Raw genomic sequence first — 15,781 nt, 5'->3', positions numbered from 1 at the left:
AAATGAATCATTCTTCATCATAGGTAACGTTCACAATCAAGTAGCGCAATTAACTGTTTTGGATAACAGAGCAAGATTTATCTTTGCCTCTTTATTATCGGGATCGAGTGCAAGTGCTTTTACAAAAAAATCCTTGGCTGCATTGTAGTCCTGTATTTGAAAGTTCAATACTCCAAGGTTGTTCAGTGCCTCGGGGTTTTCGGAGTCTATAGACATGGCTCTATTGAAAAAGCTTATTGCACTGTCGTAAAGACCAAGACTGAAATATACTTCCCCGGCCTTTACTGACAACTCAGCTGAAATATCCTCTTTTTCAAGCATTTCCAAGAGGCTCTCTATTGCTGGCGGGACAATATTTGTTTTTTGCTCTATAGGTATTAATTGTTGTAATTCCTGCCTGTAATCTCTTATAACCATTTCAATATTAGATATAAGGGCATCTTTTTTTCTTAGCTTGCTCTCAAGATTTGATATGCAAGCATCTTTCAATGAAAGGAGGGTTTCAGGATTGTTCAAAAGATCGAAACTTCCCAAGCCTTCATTGAGGTCAACAAAGTAATCTCTTTTTCCCTTCTTCCTGATTACAATAGTAAAACCGTTCCCCACCTTATCATCCACATCGGAAATCTCCACTAACTCCCATTTCATATTGAGGTTGTCAATCATCCAGTCGATCAATGCCACAATATCTTCCGTCACCCAGCAATGGTCGTGCCCGTTCGGATCACCATGAGGCTTTGCGTTATCATTATAATAATCTTCTATCAAATGCTGCAAAGGAGTACGGTTTTTACATTTGTCAAAGGTCCTTTCCTTATGAGGTACAATCATAAAGATTATCCCGCCAGTCTTTATGAGCCTGTCCCACTCGATCAGGGCTTTTATCGGATTAGGGAAATGCTCCAGCACATGAGAACTGATGATAAAGTCCTGGCTCTCATCTAAAAGAGATATGTCGTCACCACTGGCAACAATATCGACCTTCAACGCCTTGCCACAAAGATTTATCTCCTCCTTTTTGAACACTGTATCCATGGAATCAGTCATATCAACATTTAAGGTGTCCAGTCCGAAGGGATTATGAGCAGACCCGCCTATTTCCAAACCTTTGCCGATACAGTATTGGTGGGCGAGGGATGATTCGGGAAAAGCAAAAGGAAATGGCGTGGGATCCTTACCCCGGTAAAAGCCCCCCCCGACCCTCTCCGGATTAAATTCTGAGACATCTAAGATTACTTCCTTTGATTTTTCTATCTTCCCTGAAAGGGGCTCCACACTCTACCTCCGTTACCTTCAGACAATATTTGTTTACTACTGTGAAGCAAATATCCTGCCAGAAATCTTACGGTATTGATTTGAAGGCAGCGGGCATATTAGTGATTACTATTATGTTCAGTTGTTATTTGTTTAATCAGAGGCTGGCTATATAAAAACGGATATCAGGCATTTACATTTAGCTGCCTGCCTGCCTGATGAAAGGCAGCACCCTGGCAAAAGGCCTTCCTTAACTTCTGAACGGTTTCCATTTTACCAACAAGGGAATCAAGATCCTGGTGAATAATGGTCTCTATTTCTCTATCAATTGAAAGAATTTTCTTGATGGTTACGTTCATCCTGCGGGAAAATTCTTCCTTTACCCGGTCATCTTTTCCCCCTGATACGTCAAAATGACCACCTGATGATCCAGAACTGTCAATTATTTGAATTTTCTCTATAATTCTCCGGCGTTTCTCCTGCAACTCAATCAATTCATCAAACTGTTCCGCAAGAATAGCCTCTTTTTGTGTTTCAGCCAGATCGAGAATCTCTTTGCAAAGTTGAAGGATTAGTTCACTCATATCCTGAGCTCCATCCCGGCATTATTTACCGTACCTGTAGCACTTGCTTTTCCGTTTTCCATCTCCTTCCATGCACTTCTGAGAATATCGAGAACTTTTTCCGCCTCCTCAAATGCTATGGGATCGTTCTTCAGATTTGCATAGAGGAGCCTGTCGAGAATATAATCGTACAGCCTCCTGAGGTTTCCGGCTATCTCACCACCCGCCTCCATATTTAATGAACTTGACAGCTCTGCCACAACTCCAGTGGCTTTGCCGATAAAAAGTCCCTTCCCCGCAATGTCTCCTTCCTCCAGCCTCTTTCTTGCCATCCTGATAAAATTGATGCCACCATCATACAGGAGAGATATAATCCTGACATTATCCGACGTATTAACCTCTGTCCTTCTGTACTCTAAAGCCTGTTGCATTTCTACCTCCTTTTTTTTCTTTATTGGTTCCACACGTTTGTCAGATTGGTTAAAAAAGTGCTCTGGGATGTCAATCCGGAGAGGAGTGACTCCAGTGCGGAAAATTGTCTTCTCAGACTCTCCTCTGTCCTGCTCAATTTAGCCTCAAGATCAAGGATATCATCCGAAATATCTCCCACAAGCGACTCAAGACCATCTATCCTGATTGTAATGGCCCCATCAATAGAATCGGTTGCATCATCAATGTAATTATAGAGCTGGATGGCTATCCCGCTTGTGCTATCAGTAAATAGGTTTTCAACACCTCCAAGGTCTGTTGATAATTTACTGCCCAGCGTACCGGTATCCAGCGAAAGGGTACCGTCTCTGTTCGTGGATACGCCAAGCTGTGAAAGGGCTCTGAGGTCTTCCGGAAGCCCTGACGCCCTGTTTGTAATAATACTGCTCAATCTGTTTAAAATGAGCCTCGATGTTGACTCTCCAAAGAGTGGATTACCCACGTGGCTATTTGCATTATATGCGGAGTTTGCAGAGACATAAGAGACAATATCATTATAGGCATCCACAAAGGATTGAACATTCTGGCTTATGGTATCTGTATCATTCGTTACCGAGAGTGTGGCAGATCCAGCATTCTTGAGTGTGAGAGTAACACCGGTCATTGCATCGGTAACAGTATTTGAGCTTCTGGTCATGGAAATACCGTCAACGCTAAAGCTTGCATCACTGGCCGTCTTGGTCTCTGTGAAGGTTGTACTCGTAAGGTCTACTGTTGTATTAACACCGTCTATAGTTGTTCCGGCATCAATTGTAACAGTGTTTGTGCTCCCTGTATCATCCCCGGTCAACACGAGCCGGTAGGATGAACCGTCATAAAGGAGCGTAGCAGTGATGCCGGGGTTGCCGGTGTCATTGTTAATGAGGTCACGAAGTCCTTCCAGTGTAGTGCCGTCCGTAACAGTGAGGGTACTCTGCGTCCCTGCATAGGTATATTGAAAAGACTGGTCTGCACCGCTGTCGTTTACAACCGTTGTGGATGATGCCACACCACTGTGGACTTCTTTCTCACCGGATGCCAGTGCAGTTATGATTACGGAATAGTTCCCCGTAGCCGCAGAGTTACTAACTGTAGCCTCAAACACGCTTGAATCACTGACAGATGATGTCTTGACATAAAAACTGCTTTCAGACTTCAGGGTATCGGCCGCACTCATGAATGTTGAAAGTTTTGCAGAGAGTTCATTATAAACACTTATCTTATCGTTGTATCCGGCCTGTTTGTTCTGAAATCTGTACAGGGGTAGTCTTTGTATATTTAATAAATTGTTAATCAGTTGATCATAATTTATTCCTGAAGACAGGCCTACTGAAGCTATAACAGACATTACTACACCTCCTTATCAAGAAATACACCCTCAGCACTTCTCATCTTTTTAGCAAGCTCAATGAGCTCTTCAGGGGGTATCTGTCGTATAATCTCCCCACTTTTCTTATCAATAAGCTTGATTATCACCCGATGCAATTCATTGTCTACCTCCAGGCGGATTGTCCTGTCCATAAATCTATTTATTAAAGCCTCAGCCCTTTCTTTCTCTTTCAGTTTATCAGCGTCACCCTTTTTGACAGGGTTGGTTTCCTTATTTTTTTGTACATCAAGATTCATCCCGGCAGGTTTATCACTACCATCCCTGGATTGACTTGCCGGAAATATAATTTTATTGTTGTTACTGATAATCATCATCCTCTACCTTGGTGTATGTGGACGGTTTCAGGGTGAAACCGTCCACAACAGGAAAATTTACCTCAAAAGCTGTAAGGCATTCTGTGGCAAGACATTGGCCTGTGCCAGGATTGATGTTGCAGCCTGGACGAGTATCTGATTTTTCGTAAACTGTGCAGTCTCATAGGCAAAATCAGCGTCTCTTATGCGTGAATTAGCTGCTGTAAGATTCTCTGAAGCTACCCTAAGGTTGGATACAGTTGAGTCCAGCCTGTTCTGAATTGCTCCGAGTGTGCCCCTCCTTAGCGCTACAGTGCTTATAGCAGCGTCAATCTGTGTCAGGGCTGATTGTGCATTGCCGGCTGATGAGATGGTGGCAAAGGCACCCGTAATCCCGAGATTAGCGGTATCTGTAGCTGCAACACCCGAGAAGAAGTTAATTCTGTCGTTAGCAGTGTTCTGAAAACCAACCTGCAGGGTTACGCCGGTTGAACTCTGGGAGCCATCAAGAAGCTTGATCCCGTTAAACTCCGTGACATTGGATATCCTGTCGATTTCACTTATCAACTGTGAGTATTCGTTGTCCAGTGCAGACCTCTCACTGGTACCGAGTGTACCATTGGAAGACTGCTCAGCCAACTCTCTCATCCTTGTAAGGATACTACCGATCTCCGTCAGTCCGCCTTCAGCAACCTGAGAAAGGCTAACACCATCCTGAGAGTTTCTGACAGCAACGGCTATACTCCTTATCTGCGCCGTCAATTTCTCGGAAATGGAGAGACCTGCCGCATCATCTGCTGCCGAGTTAATCCTCAAACCTGATGACAGCCTCTGTACGGACTTGCTAAGTGCTGAATTGTTTACTGCAAGGTTTCTCTGTGCAACCAGGGATGCTATATTTGTGTTGATTACTAATGCCATTTTTTACCTCCGTGTAAAGTTGTTTGTGCTTTTGATAGCATCCGGCTATCATTTAAAAACTGCAGCTTCAGGTCCCATTTGCAATCTTCGATTTCGGATTGTCGATTTTTTAGTTGAAAAAAAATCATCAATCATCAATCGTCAATTATAAATCCTAATCACCTCCTTTCCGGACCTTCGCCATCTACTTCCAGTTTTCATATCGGCCACTCTCTGAAAAACTTTAGCTTTCCGGAAAAAACCTTTCCATAAGAGCCCTATATTAAACCCCGGGATTAAAAACCGACCACAAAATCATATTGCTGTCCTCAGATATCGGAAACCGGGCAGGCAGTCACGGACAGATTGAATTCCTGCTTATTTCCATGCTATGCTTACTATAAATATAGAGTCTTTTTCTCTGAAACAGACAGCCGGCTTTGTCATTTAGAGGGAGAAACACCATTAAATCAAACGGCTTAGAGGGAAAACACCGCATACTACTGATAGATTCAGATGCAGGGCAATACCACAAGGGTCTTGTTTCTTCACTGAGAGAGTGCAGTGTAATCGTTGAAACCTATCAGGATAAAATTTGTGAGTCTTTCCTCCGGAATGACATAGACCTTGTGCTTCTTGATCATTTTGGCGATAGCTCATGCACGGAACTGCTTCAATTCTTCAGATATGTCAAACCCGCTGTGCCGGTAATCATAGTAACCCGCTGCGGTTCTGAAGAGCTCGCAGTCACTGTTTTCCGGCTTGGGGTAAAAGATTATTTCAAAAAACCCCTTGTCATGTGCGAGTTGAAAAAGAGCATCAGAGCTGCATTAGGCATTAACCACGTCACCGAGGAGTTACCTCAAAGTCCCTGGAGCAGCATCCACAGGGCAATCAGATATATCAATAAAAACTACACCAGCCGCATAAAACTTTCCGAGATCGCCAAAGAGGCGGGGAAGAGCATATCATGCTTCGAGAGGACTTTCAAGAAGGAAACCGGCATCACATTCATCATGTATGTAAACAGACTGCGTATCTCCAAGGCTATAAAGATGCTCAGGGAAGACGGCCTCTCCATGAGTGACATCGCCTTTGCATGCGGCTTCACAAATCAGTTCCACTTCACAAGGACGTTCAAGAGGATAATGAAGACCTCTCCGAGGGTTTACAAGAAGTCGCTACGGAAAAAGAAGAGCCCCTTCTCTCACTTCAAGCACTTATGCAAAGAAAAACCGAAGGGCTACAGCCTTAATTGACCGCACCGGCCCCGCTATTGGAAAGGGAGCGGAATAGAGGAATTGAACGGGCTGGAGAACATCCCAATGCAAGGAATAGAAGCAGATTAATCGTAATGCTGAAGCGATCACAGGTCAGCCCACAAAAAAAGATAGCCTACCTGATTATAACCAGCCTTCGCCAAAAGCAAAATAGGTCAAAAGAAAAGCAAAAGAGGTCAAGAACTTAGACGCCGGAGACTGATACTATTAAATAAGATCGATTTAAACCTCTTGAAATTATTCATTTTTCAAAAATGACATCCCCTTGGGCAGTCGGATTTGACATAAAAAAGACCAAACAACTTCACTACTCTGGAGGAAAAGATGATACAGGTAGATATACCCGGGGCAATTGCGGCAGGACAGATCTTCGCACTTTTGAGCAAGAAGTATCTGAAGAAAGAGGAAAATATCTTTACCAACAGGCTGACTGGCCCGATCAGCCTGTATTTTGCACTCTTTTTTGCTCCTGTTGGAATGTTCCTGCTCATCGGATGGCCGGCCTGGGAATCCATGTACTGGTGGAAATGGATCGAGAAACCTGCCTTCAATCCACCGGTGGCGTTCTTTTACATAGCATTCAATATCTCCATGATCCTGCTCGGCACCGGAAGTTATTTCACAGGACACGCCCTCTACCGGCGAGGCAAAGAGGGAACCGTCAAGCTGTTATCCGTGCTGAGCGTTATTGCAACCCTGCTACCCTTCATACTTTGGCCCTTAACGTGGTACCATATCGGAACGTATAATGAGTTCCATGCAGTCCCGAATGAAACAACCACCCTCTTCAACACCCCTTCGTTCTTCTGGTCATGGCTTGCCGTAATGGGGTATTTCGTCGTCACGTCCGTGATATTCGGTATCTGGATAAAGAGGTTTTCCGGCAAGATAGCGGAATAACTCCTAAACAGGCTGTTAATCTGCTAACCATAGAGCAACATCAAGGAGGGATAGGGATGCTGTTAATCGATATACCCGTAGGAATCGTTGCAGGCCAGGTCATTGCCGATGCATCGAGAGATGCCGTTACGAGAGGAGATACGGTAACGGTCTCCAGGATCAGGGCCATAGCGATAACATTCGCCTACCTGATAACCACGCCGGTGATAATATACTTTTTCCTCGGCTGGCCTGCGTGGGAAACAAATTACTTCTGGAAATGGGTAGATAATGTCCAGGGAACACCTTACCTGGCACTTTCGGCATTCATGTTAATCGCAATGTCCTTCATACCGACCATTGCCGGTTTTGAGTCAGGACGTCTCCTGATAGAGAGGGGCAGGACATCGTTGCTGAGGGCGTCATATATATCTTTTTTAATACTTATTCTCTTGATAGTCTACCTAACCCGCGATATTACTTTTAACATTGCCACCACTTATGAGAATTACAGGAATGCCGACTTTGTCTCTTTCCTGGACAACCCGTTCTTCATATACTGGCTCGTCCTTACCGTATTTTTCTGGGGATCTCTGGCAGGATGCTATTTATATGTTCGCAACATAAGTACCGACTGAAGTACCGACTGAAAACAATTACCGCGTCCGGCAAAAGGCTTCACCACGTCACGCCGGCGGAGAGAGACCGGGAGGACATTATGAGCGTTACGACTTTAAAAGACATCAGGTTACGTGAGTATACCTTAGAGAACCTGGATCTCCTCAGAACCTTGAGAGAGAATCTCCTTAAAACCAGGCCGGAGGTCTGCATTGAAAGGGCAAGGTACACCACCCGCTACCTCAGAGACATGTCTTCCCCGGATGAACCCATGGAGACGAGGTATGCAAAGGCAGTAGCCTATTTCCTGTCAAACAGGAAACCGGTCTTCTTCGATGATAACCTGCTTGCAGGGAGCACAACATCAAAGCCCTTCGGTGCACCTGTCTACCAGGAGCTTACGGGGATGACCATCTGGCCGGAGCTCGACACCATAAGCACAAGGGGGAAAAACCCCCTGATCCTCTCCAGGGAAGATGCCGGGGAGCTGAACTTCGATATATTCCCCTACTGGATGGAACGCAATATCCTTGAATACACGAGAAAGAAATTCAACAACCCCGACTGCATGAGACTCTTCGAGCGTATAGTCTTCTTCCTTGCAAGCAAGGCAGGCACCCTCTCTCATACAGTCCCCGACTACAAAAAGGTCCTCGGCAAGGGAATCGAGGGAATCATCGAGGAGGCCGGGACAGGGGAGGTGGAAGTCAGGGACAAGGGAGTAAATACACCCGGCGACAGGCAGAGTCTTGCGTTCTACCAGGCAGTACAGACGGTCATGAAGGGAGTCCTCGATTACGCCGGGAACCTGAGCAAAAAGGCGGCTGAACTCGCGAGGGTTGAAAAAGACCCGTCACGGAGGGAGAACCTTCTGAAGATGAGCGGGATATGCGCCAGGGTACCTGCAAAACCGGCGAGTACCTTCCGGGAGGCTGTCAACTCCCTGTGGATCTGCCAAGTGGCCGTACATGCTGAAAACATAAACATGGCGATAAGCCCGGGAAGGCTTGATCAGGTGCTCTACAAGTATTATCGTAACGATATAGACAACGGCATACTCACCGTCAAGGAGGCCATGGAACTCATCGGCTGCCTCTGGCTCAAGCTCAATGACAACACCAACCTCGTACCCGAGACCTCGGAAGAACTCTTCGGTGGTGCGGGAACAGTCCCGGCAGTCACTGTCGGGGGTGTTGACGAAAACGGGGAGGATGCCGTCAACGACCTCACTTATGTCATGCTGCGGGTCACGGAACTCCTGAAACTGAGGGACCCGAGCCTGAACGCGAGGTACCATTACGAAAAGAACACGGAAGAGTATCGTGACAGGGTAGCCGAGGTGATCGTCAACACAAGGTCCGTTCCTGCCTTCCATAATGATATCGTGGATATAAAAGTCCTCGAAAACCAGGGCACATCAACAGAGCACGCAAGGGATTACGCTATAATCGGCTGCGTGGAGCTCGCCTCAGCAGGAAGGAGCTATGACGCATCAAGCTCGATCATATTCAACCTCGTCTCCACCCTGGAGCTCACCCTGTACAACGGCAAGAGGCCTGCAACGGGCGATGAACAGATAGGCCCGAAGACCGGGGACCCGGCCGGGTTTGCAAGTTTTGACGAGTTCCGGGAGGCCTTTGAGTCTCAATTGAAATGGCTCATAGGAGAGGCGATAAAGCTGAACGAGTATTTCGGCCGTGTCCACCAGGAGATACTCCCCACCCCGCTGCTGTCGGCGTTCTTTGAAGGTCCCATAAAAAAAGGCAAGGACCTTATCCATGGGGGTGCAACCTACAACTCCTCAGGCGCCACACACATCGGGTTTGCGGACACCGTGGACTCCCTCAGCGCCATAGAGAAGGCGGTCTTCATCGACAGAAAATGCACCTTTGCCGAACTGCTGCAGGCGCTCAGGGACAACTTCGAAGGAAACGAAAAGCTTCACGCTTACCTTGTATACAAAACACCAAAATACGGCACCAACGATCCCATCGCCGTCAAAAACTCGCAGAACCTGATCCGCTTCCTGTACAACTTCTACCAGGGGCATACAAACTACAGGGGCGGCAAATACAGGCCGGGCTACTGGACGATGACCAACCATGCAGGACAGGGGAAACTGTCGGGAGCCCTTCCTAACGGTCGAAAGGCTTACAAGGTCTTTGCGAGCGGCATTACTCCAGTCTCACAGGCGGCAGGTGACCTCTCGGCCTGTCTCAAGGCCGTGGGCGGACTCGACGGTCTCTGCATCCCGAGCGGCGAGGCCCTGAACCTGAAATACCCGAGAGTAAAAAACAACGGTGACATAAAAACCTTTGCACAGGCCGTCGAGTCCTACTTCCGTTACGGAGGCCTCCATGTACAGTTCAATATAATGTCTTACGAAGACCTTATTGACGCCAAGAATAATCCTGAAAAATATCCTGAGCTCCTGGTGAGGGTCTCGGGATACTCGGCATACTTTAAAGACCTTAACGAGGCCATGAAGGACGAGATCATCACAAGGACTGCCTACGACCTGGGCACCGGAAAGGCCGTCCCGTTTCCAGAAGAATACCGCTCGATGCTTGCATTCGAATGAAGAGACCGACAAGGAGGCAAAAATGTTTGAGAAGATACTGAACTGGTTGCTGCTTCGGCCTCTCAGGGCAAAAAGGCTCGGAAAGAGGTTTCTACAGTGTCTCGAATCTGAAGCAGCCGAAGAATTTCTTGAGATGCTCCTGAAATTCATGAGCCTTGCCTTTTTCCTGGACAGGGATTTCAGGCGGAACATAAAGGATTTTAACGGCCGCTACCTCTTCAGGAGCCGTGACAATAGTATAACAGTGGCCGTAGCATTCAAGGACAACAGGATGAAGGTCTGCGAGAAGGAACTGAAGGATACGGATGTCACCGTGGTCTTCAGAAACGGAAGGGCCCTTATGGGCTATCTCCTCTCACCGAAACCCGACATACTCGGCTCGCTCCTGAGACAGGATGTGACCTTCAACGGTAATCTCAACTACGTATACAAATTCGCTTACATGGCCAAACGGCTCCAGCTGATAGCCACAGGGGAAGTATAATATGCCCTTGATATCCGATATACGCCACTTTGCTCTCGACGACGGTCCCGGCATCAGGAGCACCGTCTTCATGAAAGGGTGTCCATTATCGTGTGCATGGTGCCACAACCCCGAGTCGATCTCGCCTGCAGCCGAGATCGCTTTCTACAAAGACCGCTGCATAGGTTGCGGCAGCTGCAGAGAGGTCTGCCCCGAAGGGGCGATCTCGATGAGACCGGAGGATGAACGGGTAATCAGGGACAAATGCACGGCCTGCGGGACATGCTGCACTGAGTGCCCTTCAACGGCACTCAGTGCAATCGGCTCCTGTTATCATGTCGATCTCCTTGTAGAGACGCTCCTGAAGGAACGCATCTTCTATGAGACCTCCGGCGGCGGTGTTACATTCTCCGGCGGCGAACCAACACTATCCATGGATTACGTCGGAGCGGTGATGCAGAGGCTGAAGGAGGAAGGAGTACATGTAGCAATTCAGACATCGGGGATGTTCAATCTTGAGGAGTTCAATGAGAAGCTCCTCCCCTGTATCGACCTGATATTCTTTGACCTGAAACTTCTTGATGAAGACAGGCACAGGAAATTTACCGGCAGGGACAACGGCCTGATACTCGAAAACTTCAAATACCTCGCAAGGAACGCTCCCGTCCCTGTTGTTCCCCGGATTCCGCTCATCCCCGGGACAACGGCAACCAGGGAGAACCTTGCCGATATAGCCGGGTTCCTAAAAAAGACCGGCTGCCTCACTGCCACTTTACTGCCATACAACCCCGGTGGCATTACGAAGACAAGGGTCATTGGGAAGACTCCCCACCCTGCCCTGCCAAGCCGTATGACCGGCATCGAGGAAGAAGAGGAATTAAAGGCCTTCTTCCAGGGCAGACTGGCCGGTAACGGCGGGGAACCTGGGTCTTAGGTAACCCTGAAACCGGACAGCAGGCTTTAACTTCATCCCCCGGGGGCCGTCACATCCATGCATCCGGCACCCCTCCCACGCATTGGGTGACTCGTCAGAAAACGGGAACACCTTCCCTGATAGCCATTTCCGCCCCCCTTCCCTGTTTCGCGACGAGAGAGGAAGAAGTTGCACCCAGGCCCGCGCAAAAAGAAAATAAATCAAAAGAAAGAGAAAAAAGGTCAAGACATCGGATACTGAAGCTGCTATCCTCTAAACAGGGAAGGGGGGAAGACTGCCGACGGAACAATAGAGGGATCCACAGTTTTTATAAGAGATCCACTACCTCATGCCGTAAAGGCTTCTCAACCCAACAGAAAAATATCAGAAGCAAACATTCCTTATTTTAGCGGAGGTGATCATGGTTAGGAGTCTGAGGTATCTATTTTTGTCTTTAACGTGTGTGGGCATATTGTTTACAGGAGCAGATTTCACTCTGGCCGCAACCAAGACGCCGATTGTTACAGGGCTGAGTGCGGCAGTGGGGGCTGCCATTGATGAAACGAACAACCATCTCTATTTTGTCGAGAATAATACTCCGGACCTGAAACGCATACTCCTTACCCCCGAATGTGAAAACAACATTGCCCTCTCATGCGTCGTTGAAATTGTAGCCACCGGGTTTTCTCATGCAGAAGACGTCGAGCTTGACATTGACCACGGCTACGCTTATGTCACGACGAGGGACAATCCAGGCACAGGAGGATTATGGAGAGTTGATATCGCCACAGGGACAAAAAACCTTGTTACCTATAACCTGGGAGCACCGCAGCAGCTCGTTCTCGACATTCCGAACAATCATGCCTACGTGGTCGGCTATGACGACGGAAGATTGAGGCGTATTGATCTTATGACGGGAGCCAAGACACCGGTTTACAAGAACCTGGAAAACCCGGTGGGACTTGCCATAACAGGAGACCGGGCATACGCCTATGTTACCGAACAACGCGCACCTGCACGTATATCCAAGATTGATCTCACTCTGGGCCTCAAGGTGGAAGATGTAGTGACCAACGGGGTGGCCGGTACCAGCCTGGTCGCTCCATTCTTCCTGGCCTGGACGGATTCAGGTCAAAACTCCCTCTACGTCGCTGAAAGGGAGCCGGCAAACAGGATATCGAGACTCGACCTGCCGGGAACCCCTGTCCTTTTCAATATAACAGCCGGACTCGCAATGCCCTGGCGGCCCACTGGCCTGGCTGTCAAGGGAACAGGCACTCCCCTCTTTGCCACAGCGGAAAACGAGATAATAAAGATCGATCTGATTGAGCTTACCGGGCCCATATTCATGGCCGTCGGACACGTGCCTGTATCGAGCATCATCAACGGCTATGCCGATACCGTATCCACCCTCCCGGGATATTTCTATAAGGTGAGACATTCCCCCTTTGGAGGCACGCTGAATATCTTCGGCAACTTCACCCGGTTTCTTGCGCTCGGGGCCAAATACTATGCCGTTGAAATGACCAGGGACGGAACTACCTCTTATCTGGGTCATAGCTGGACAGTGAGCAGGTGGGACAGCACAGTAATGAAGTACAAACCCTTTAATGTCGCTCCAGCCGTTGACGGCTACAAATACGAGATACCGGTAGAGGGTGACGGCCTGTATCATTCTGAATTATGGGGGTATCCTTACTGGATGATGAGGTGGCCGAGCGGTGAAAACGGTACCTACTCCTTCCGTGTGAAAATATATAATGCCGGAGGTGTGGACATAACATCCTCGCTGGCTTCGCTGCCGGTGCCCAACGAGCTGACCCTGATTGTCGACAACACACCTCCTGATGTCAAGATCGTCGGGATCTGGCAGAAAGGCTCGCCGGACAAGTTGATAAAACCCTGCGACATCGTCACCGAGGGCAATAACGAGTATTACTTCAAGATAACGGCCTATGACCCAAACAACCATCTCCTTTTCTATTGGCTCAGGGCCCTCTGGGGAGATAATAAACATGAGTTTATAGACGGATACCGTGATTTTTACAGTAACCACATTGCTCCGCTTCCCCCTCATGCATGGAGCGGAGTCCTGAACTATATCCCCAAAGACTCCATCGGAAAACCTGTAATGTGGAGTGCAAAGTGTAACTGTGCCCACACCTTTGAGCTCAGGGCAGGAAAAAGAACAATCAACGGGTACGACTATATTCTCCGGCGGAATTATTACAAGTCCGTAACCATCAGCAACACAACAACAACCTGCGGCTTGGCAGAATGCGGTTTTACCTGTCCATAGGGGTGAAAAGACAAAGGAGGAGACAATATGCTGAATAGAAAATCGATCATTAAAAGTATCAGCACGATAGTTGCAGTAACCGCCTTGATGATTAATACCCTGGCATGGGCAGACCCCTTACATAGTGTGATGCTGACCGTGCCTGACCATCCGGAAGAGGCCCTGAACTGGTGCGGCCCTGCCACAGGGCAGATGCTCATGGAGGGATACCCCTCGGGGAGTTGCACGGTACTGCAGGAAGACGTATGGGGCGCAATCCAGGGAAACAAGGTTGAAACAATGTGGGATACAGACCCGGAAGGGTTGAAAGGGGCAATGAATTCCCTCTGTACACCAACGGGAAGCTGGTATGTTTACAACAGGAACACACCCCAAAAACTGATGTTCTGGGTTGCTTACTGGATGACAAGAAACAGTTATCCCGTAGCAGTATTGAAGGACACGTTGTCCCACAACAGCTATACTTCACACACGGAACACTGGATCGCCGTCAGGGGGGTTATAACCGACGTTGATCCCACCTCCCCGGGAACCACTTCCGTCAACCTGCAATATGTCTGGTTCAATGACCCCGCAGTTGATCTCGGGGATCCGTCAATCGAGAGATTCGTCTCCGGGAGCACATGGTACAGCGAGTTCCTTCCCGTCTCCAAGACGGGAAGCAGTTTTCAGGGCAAGTATGTGGCCGTCATAGAGCCCCCCACTGTCAGCGGGGTCGCACTTGCCCCTCCCGAGATACTCGTCGGCAGGATCATCCCTCCTGACAAGGCCCTTGCTTCCGCAGTCAGGTGGATCAAGGGGGAAAAGATATACAAATTAAAAGAATACAGGATTTTGAAGAAGGCAAGGCCGCTGAAACCGTTACTTGTCAATAAGGCACACGGTGGTTATTACATCATCCCCTATTCGACAGACAGTATAAACGCTTCAGCAGCCGTGATCGTAAACGCTTATACAGGGGGGTTTCAGGAAGTCGGGGTTTTCAAGCCTGTAAGATACCTGCCGAAGGAGGAAGCCATCAAGATCGCTCTCGTGCAAATAGAAGGCAATGCAGGCAGGCTCAAACCCGAGGCCGAACTCGTCTTCCCTCGGGGCGATGTGGTAACCAGCCGTTACTTCCCTCTCTGGAAGGTCACGGCGGCCGGGAAGGTGATAGGAGTGAGCCAGAAAAAACACGTATATACCCGTATGCCGAGAATGGAGTTTTCTATCCCCCTCCCGTCTGTAAAAGCAGAAGGCCTGGCTTGGGATGGAAAGAGGCTTTGGGTTGTTGACAAGGCAAGCAAAAAGATTCGTGGCCTGGATCCGCTCTCAGGAGCAGTAGTCAGTACCTTCAAGGTTGACATCAAAAAACCGAAAGGCCTGACCTTTGATGGAGAACGGTTATGGATAGCCGATGAAGAAACGATGAAGATCACCGCTATTGATCCTCAGAGCGGACAGGTCGTCAGAAGCATACCCATAAGGATACCCAGGGGAAAGGGGTTCAAATCCCTTGAAGGTATTGCCTGGGATGGGAAATACCTCTGGACGGCCATTTATGCCGGGTTCTCGAGTTCCTTCAACCAGGTCGATCCTGAGGACGGTAAAATCATCAAGAGTATTTATGCTGATTGTAATCCCCGAGGTCTTGCTTCGGACGGCGAGTATTTATGGAGTATCTGCTACAACGGTAAAGACTTCCCCCCAAAGATCGACAGGCGGAACATTGAAGGCAGGGAACACGAAATGCTTCGCTCCAGGAAGTTCATAGCAGATATCGAGGGGAAGAAACCCGCGGCACTTGCGTATGACGGTCAATACCTCTGGTATACAGATAGACAGGCAGGGAGAGTTTTCAGGCTCTATCCAGGTAACTTGAAGAAGAAATAGGCCTCTTT

At 48.3% G+C, this 15,781-nt stretch carries 14 protein-coding genes; 8 read left to right on the top strand and 6 right to left on the bottom strand.

What is annotated here, in order from left to right; translation table 11 throughout:
* Positions 1–36 precede the first annotated feature (36 nt).
* The 6 genes from VST71_03380 to VST71_03355 all read right to left on the bottom strand — a co-directional run bounded on the left by VST71_03380 (position 37) and on the right by VST71_03355 (position 4,889).
* Positions 37–1,275 carry a tetratricopeptide repeat protein gene (locus VST71_03380; GenBank protein ID MEC4684759.1) on the bottom strand — a complete coding sequence of 413 codons (1,239 nt, stop codon included), beginning with the start codon at positions 1,273–1,275 and terminating at the stop codon, positions 37–39.
* A 164-nt stretch (positions 1,276–1,439) separates the two neighbouring features.
* Positions 1,440–1,838 (bottom strand): flagellar protein FliT, encoded by a 399-nt coding sequence (locus tag VST71_03375; GenBank protein ID MEC4684758.1) that lies wholly within the window; start codon positions 1,836–1,838, stop codon positions 1,440–1,442.
* Positions 1,835–2,248 carry a flagellar export chaperone FliS gene (fliS, locus tag VST71_03370; protein ID MEC4684757.1) on the bottom strand — a complete coding sequence of 138 codons (414 nt, stop codon included), beginning with the start codon at positions 2,246–2,248 and terminating at the stop codon, positions 1,835–1,837. Before fliS ends, VST71_03375 begins: the two co-directional genes overlap by 4 nt.
* Before the next feature lie 20 nt (positions 2,249–2,268).
* A complete protein-coding gene (fliD, locus tag VST71_03365; GenBank protein MEC4684756.1) occupies positions 2,269–3,633 on the bottom strand; it encodes a flagellar filament capping protein FliD in 1,365 nt (454 codons plus the stop codon).
* A gap of 2 nt (positions 3,634–3,635) precedes the next feature.
* The gene (locus tag VST71_03360; GenBank protein ID MEC4684755.1) at positions 3,636–3,989 is read right to left on the bottom strand and encodes a flagellar protein FlaG; all 354 of its coding nucleotides are present in this window, start codon (positions 3,987–3,989) and stop codon (positions 3,636–3,638) included.
* Positions 3,990–4,046: 57 nt separating this feature from the next.
* Positions 4,047–4,889 carry a flagellin gene (locus VST71_03355; protein MEC4684754.1) on the bottom strand — a complete coding sequence of 281 codons (843 nt, stop codon included), beginning with the start codon at positions 4,887–4,889 and terminating at the stop codon, positions 4,047–4,049.
* A 419-nt stretch (positions 4,890–5,308) separates the two neighbouring features.
* On the opposite strand from VST71_03355, the gene VST71_03350 reads away from it, so the two are divergent.
* The 8 genes from VST71_03350 (at position 5,309) to VST71_03315 (ending at position 15,773) form a co-directional block, all read left to right on the top strand.
* Positions 5,309–6,127, top strand: a complete 819-nt coding sequence (locus VST71_03350) for a helix-turn-helix domain-containing protein (GenBank protein MEC4684753.1) — start codon at positions 5,309–5,311, stop codon at positions 6,125–6,127.
* 345 nt (positions 6,128–6,472) lie between these two features.
* Positions 6,473–7,048: a hypothetical protein gene (locus VST71_03345; GenBank protein ID MEC4684752.1), complete on the top strand. Its 576-nt coding sequence runs from the start codon at positions 6,473–6,475 to the stop codon at positions 7,046–7,048.
* 56 nt (positions 7,049–7,104) lie between these two features.
* Positions 7,105–7,665, top strand: coding sequence for a hypothetical protein (locus VST71_03340; protein MEC4684751.1), 561 nt, complete (start codon positions 7,105–7,107; stop codon positions 7,663–7,665).
* Between the two features lie 80 nt (positions 7,666–7,745).
* Positions 7,746–10,226: a pyruvate formate lyase family protein gene (locus VST71_03335; protein MEC4684750.1), complete on the top strand. Its 2,481-nt coding sequence runs from the start codon at positions 7,746–7,748 to the stop codon at positions 10,224–10,226.
* Between the two features lie 22 nt (positions 10,227–10,248).
* The gene (locus tag VST71_03330; protein ID MEC4684749.1) at positions 10,249–10,710 is read left to right on the top strand and encodes a hypothetical protein; all 462 of its coding nucleotides are present in this window, start codon (positions 10,249–10,251) and stop codon (positions 10,708–10,710) included.
* 1 nt (position 10,711) lies between these two features.
* Entirely contained in the window at positions 10,712–11,623 is a 912-nt protein-coding gene (locus VST71_03325) for a glycyl-radical enzyme activating protein (protein ID MEC4684748.1), read from the top strand.
* A 400-nt stretch (positions 11,624–12,023) separates the two neighbouring features.
* On the top strand, positions 12,024–13,901 hold the full coding sequence (locus VST71_03320) for a hypothetical protein (GenBank protein ID MEC4684747.1): 1,878 nt from the start codon (positions 12,024–12,026) through the stop codon (positions 13,899–13,901).
* A 27-nt stretch (positions 13,902–13,928) separates the two neighbouring features.
* A complete protein-coding gene (locus VST71_03315; GenBank protein MEC4684746.1) occupies positions 13,929–15,773 on the top strand; it encodes a glutaminyl-peptide cyclotransferase in 1,845 nt (614 codons plus the stop codon).
* Positions 15,774–15,781: the final 8 nt, after the last annotated feature.

This window comes from Nitrospirota bacterium (genome assembly GCA_035873375.1).
GTDB lineage: Bacteria > Nitrospirota > Thermodesulfovibrionia > Thermodesulfovibrionales > JdFR-85 > BMS3Bbin07.
This window is presented reverse-complemented; position numbering and strand designations above follow the sequence as displayed.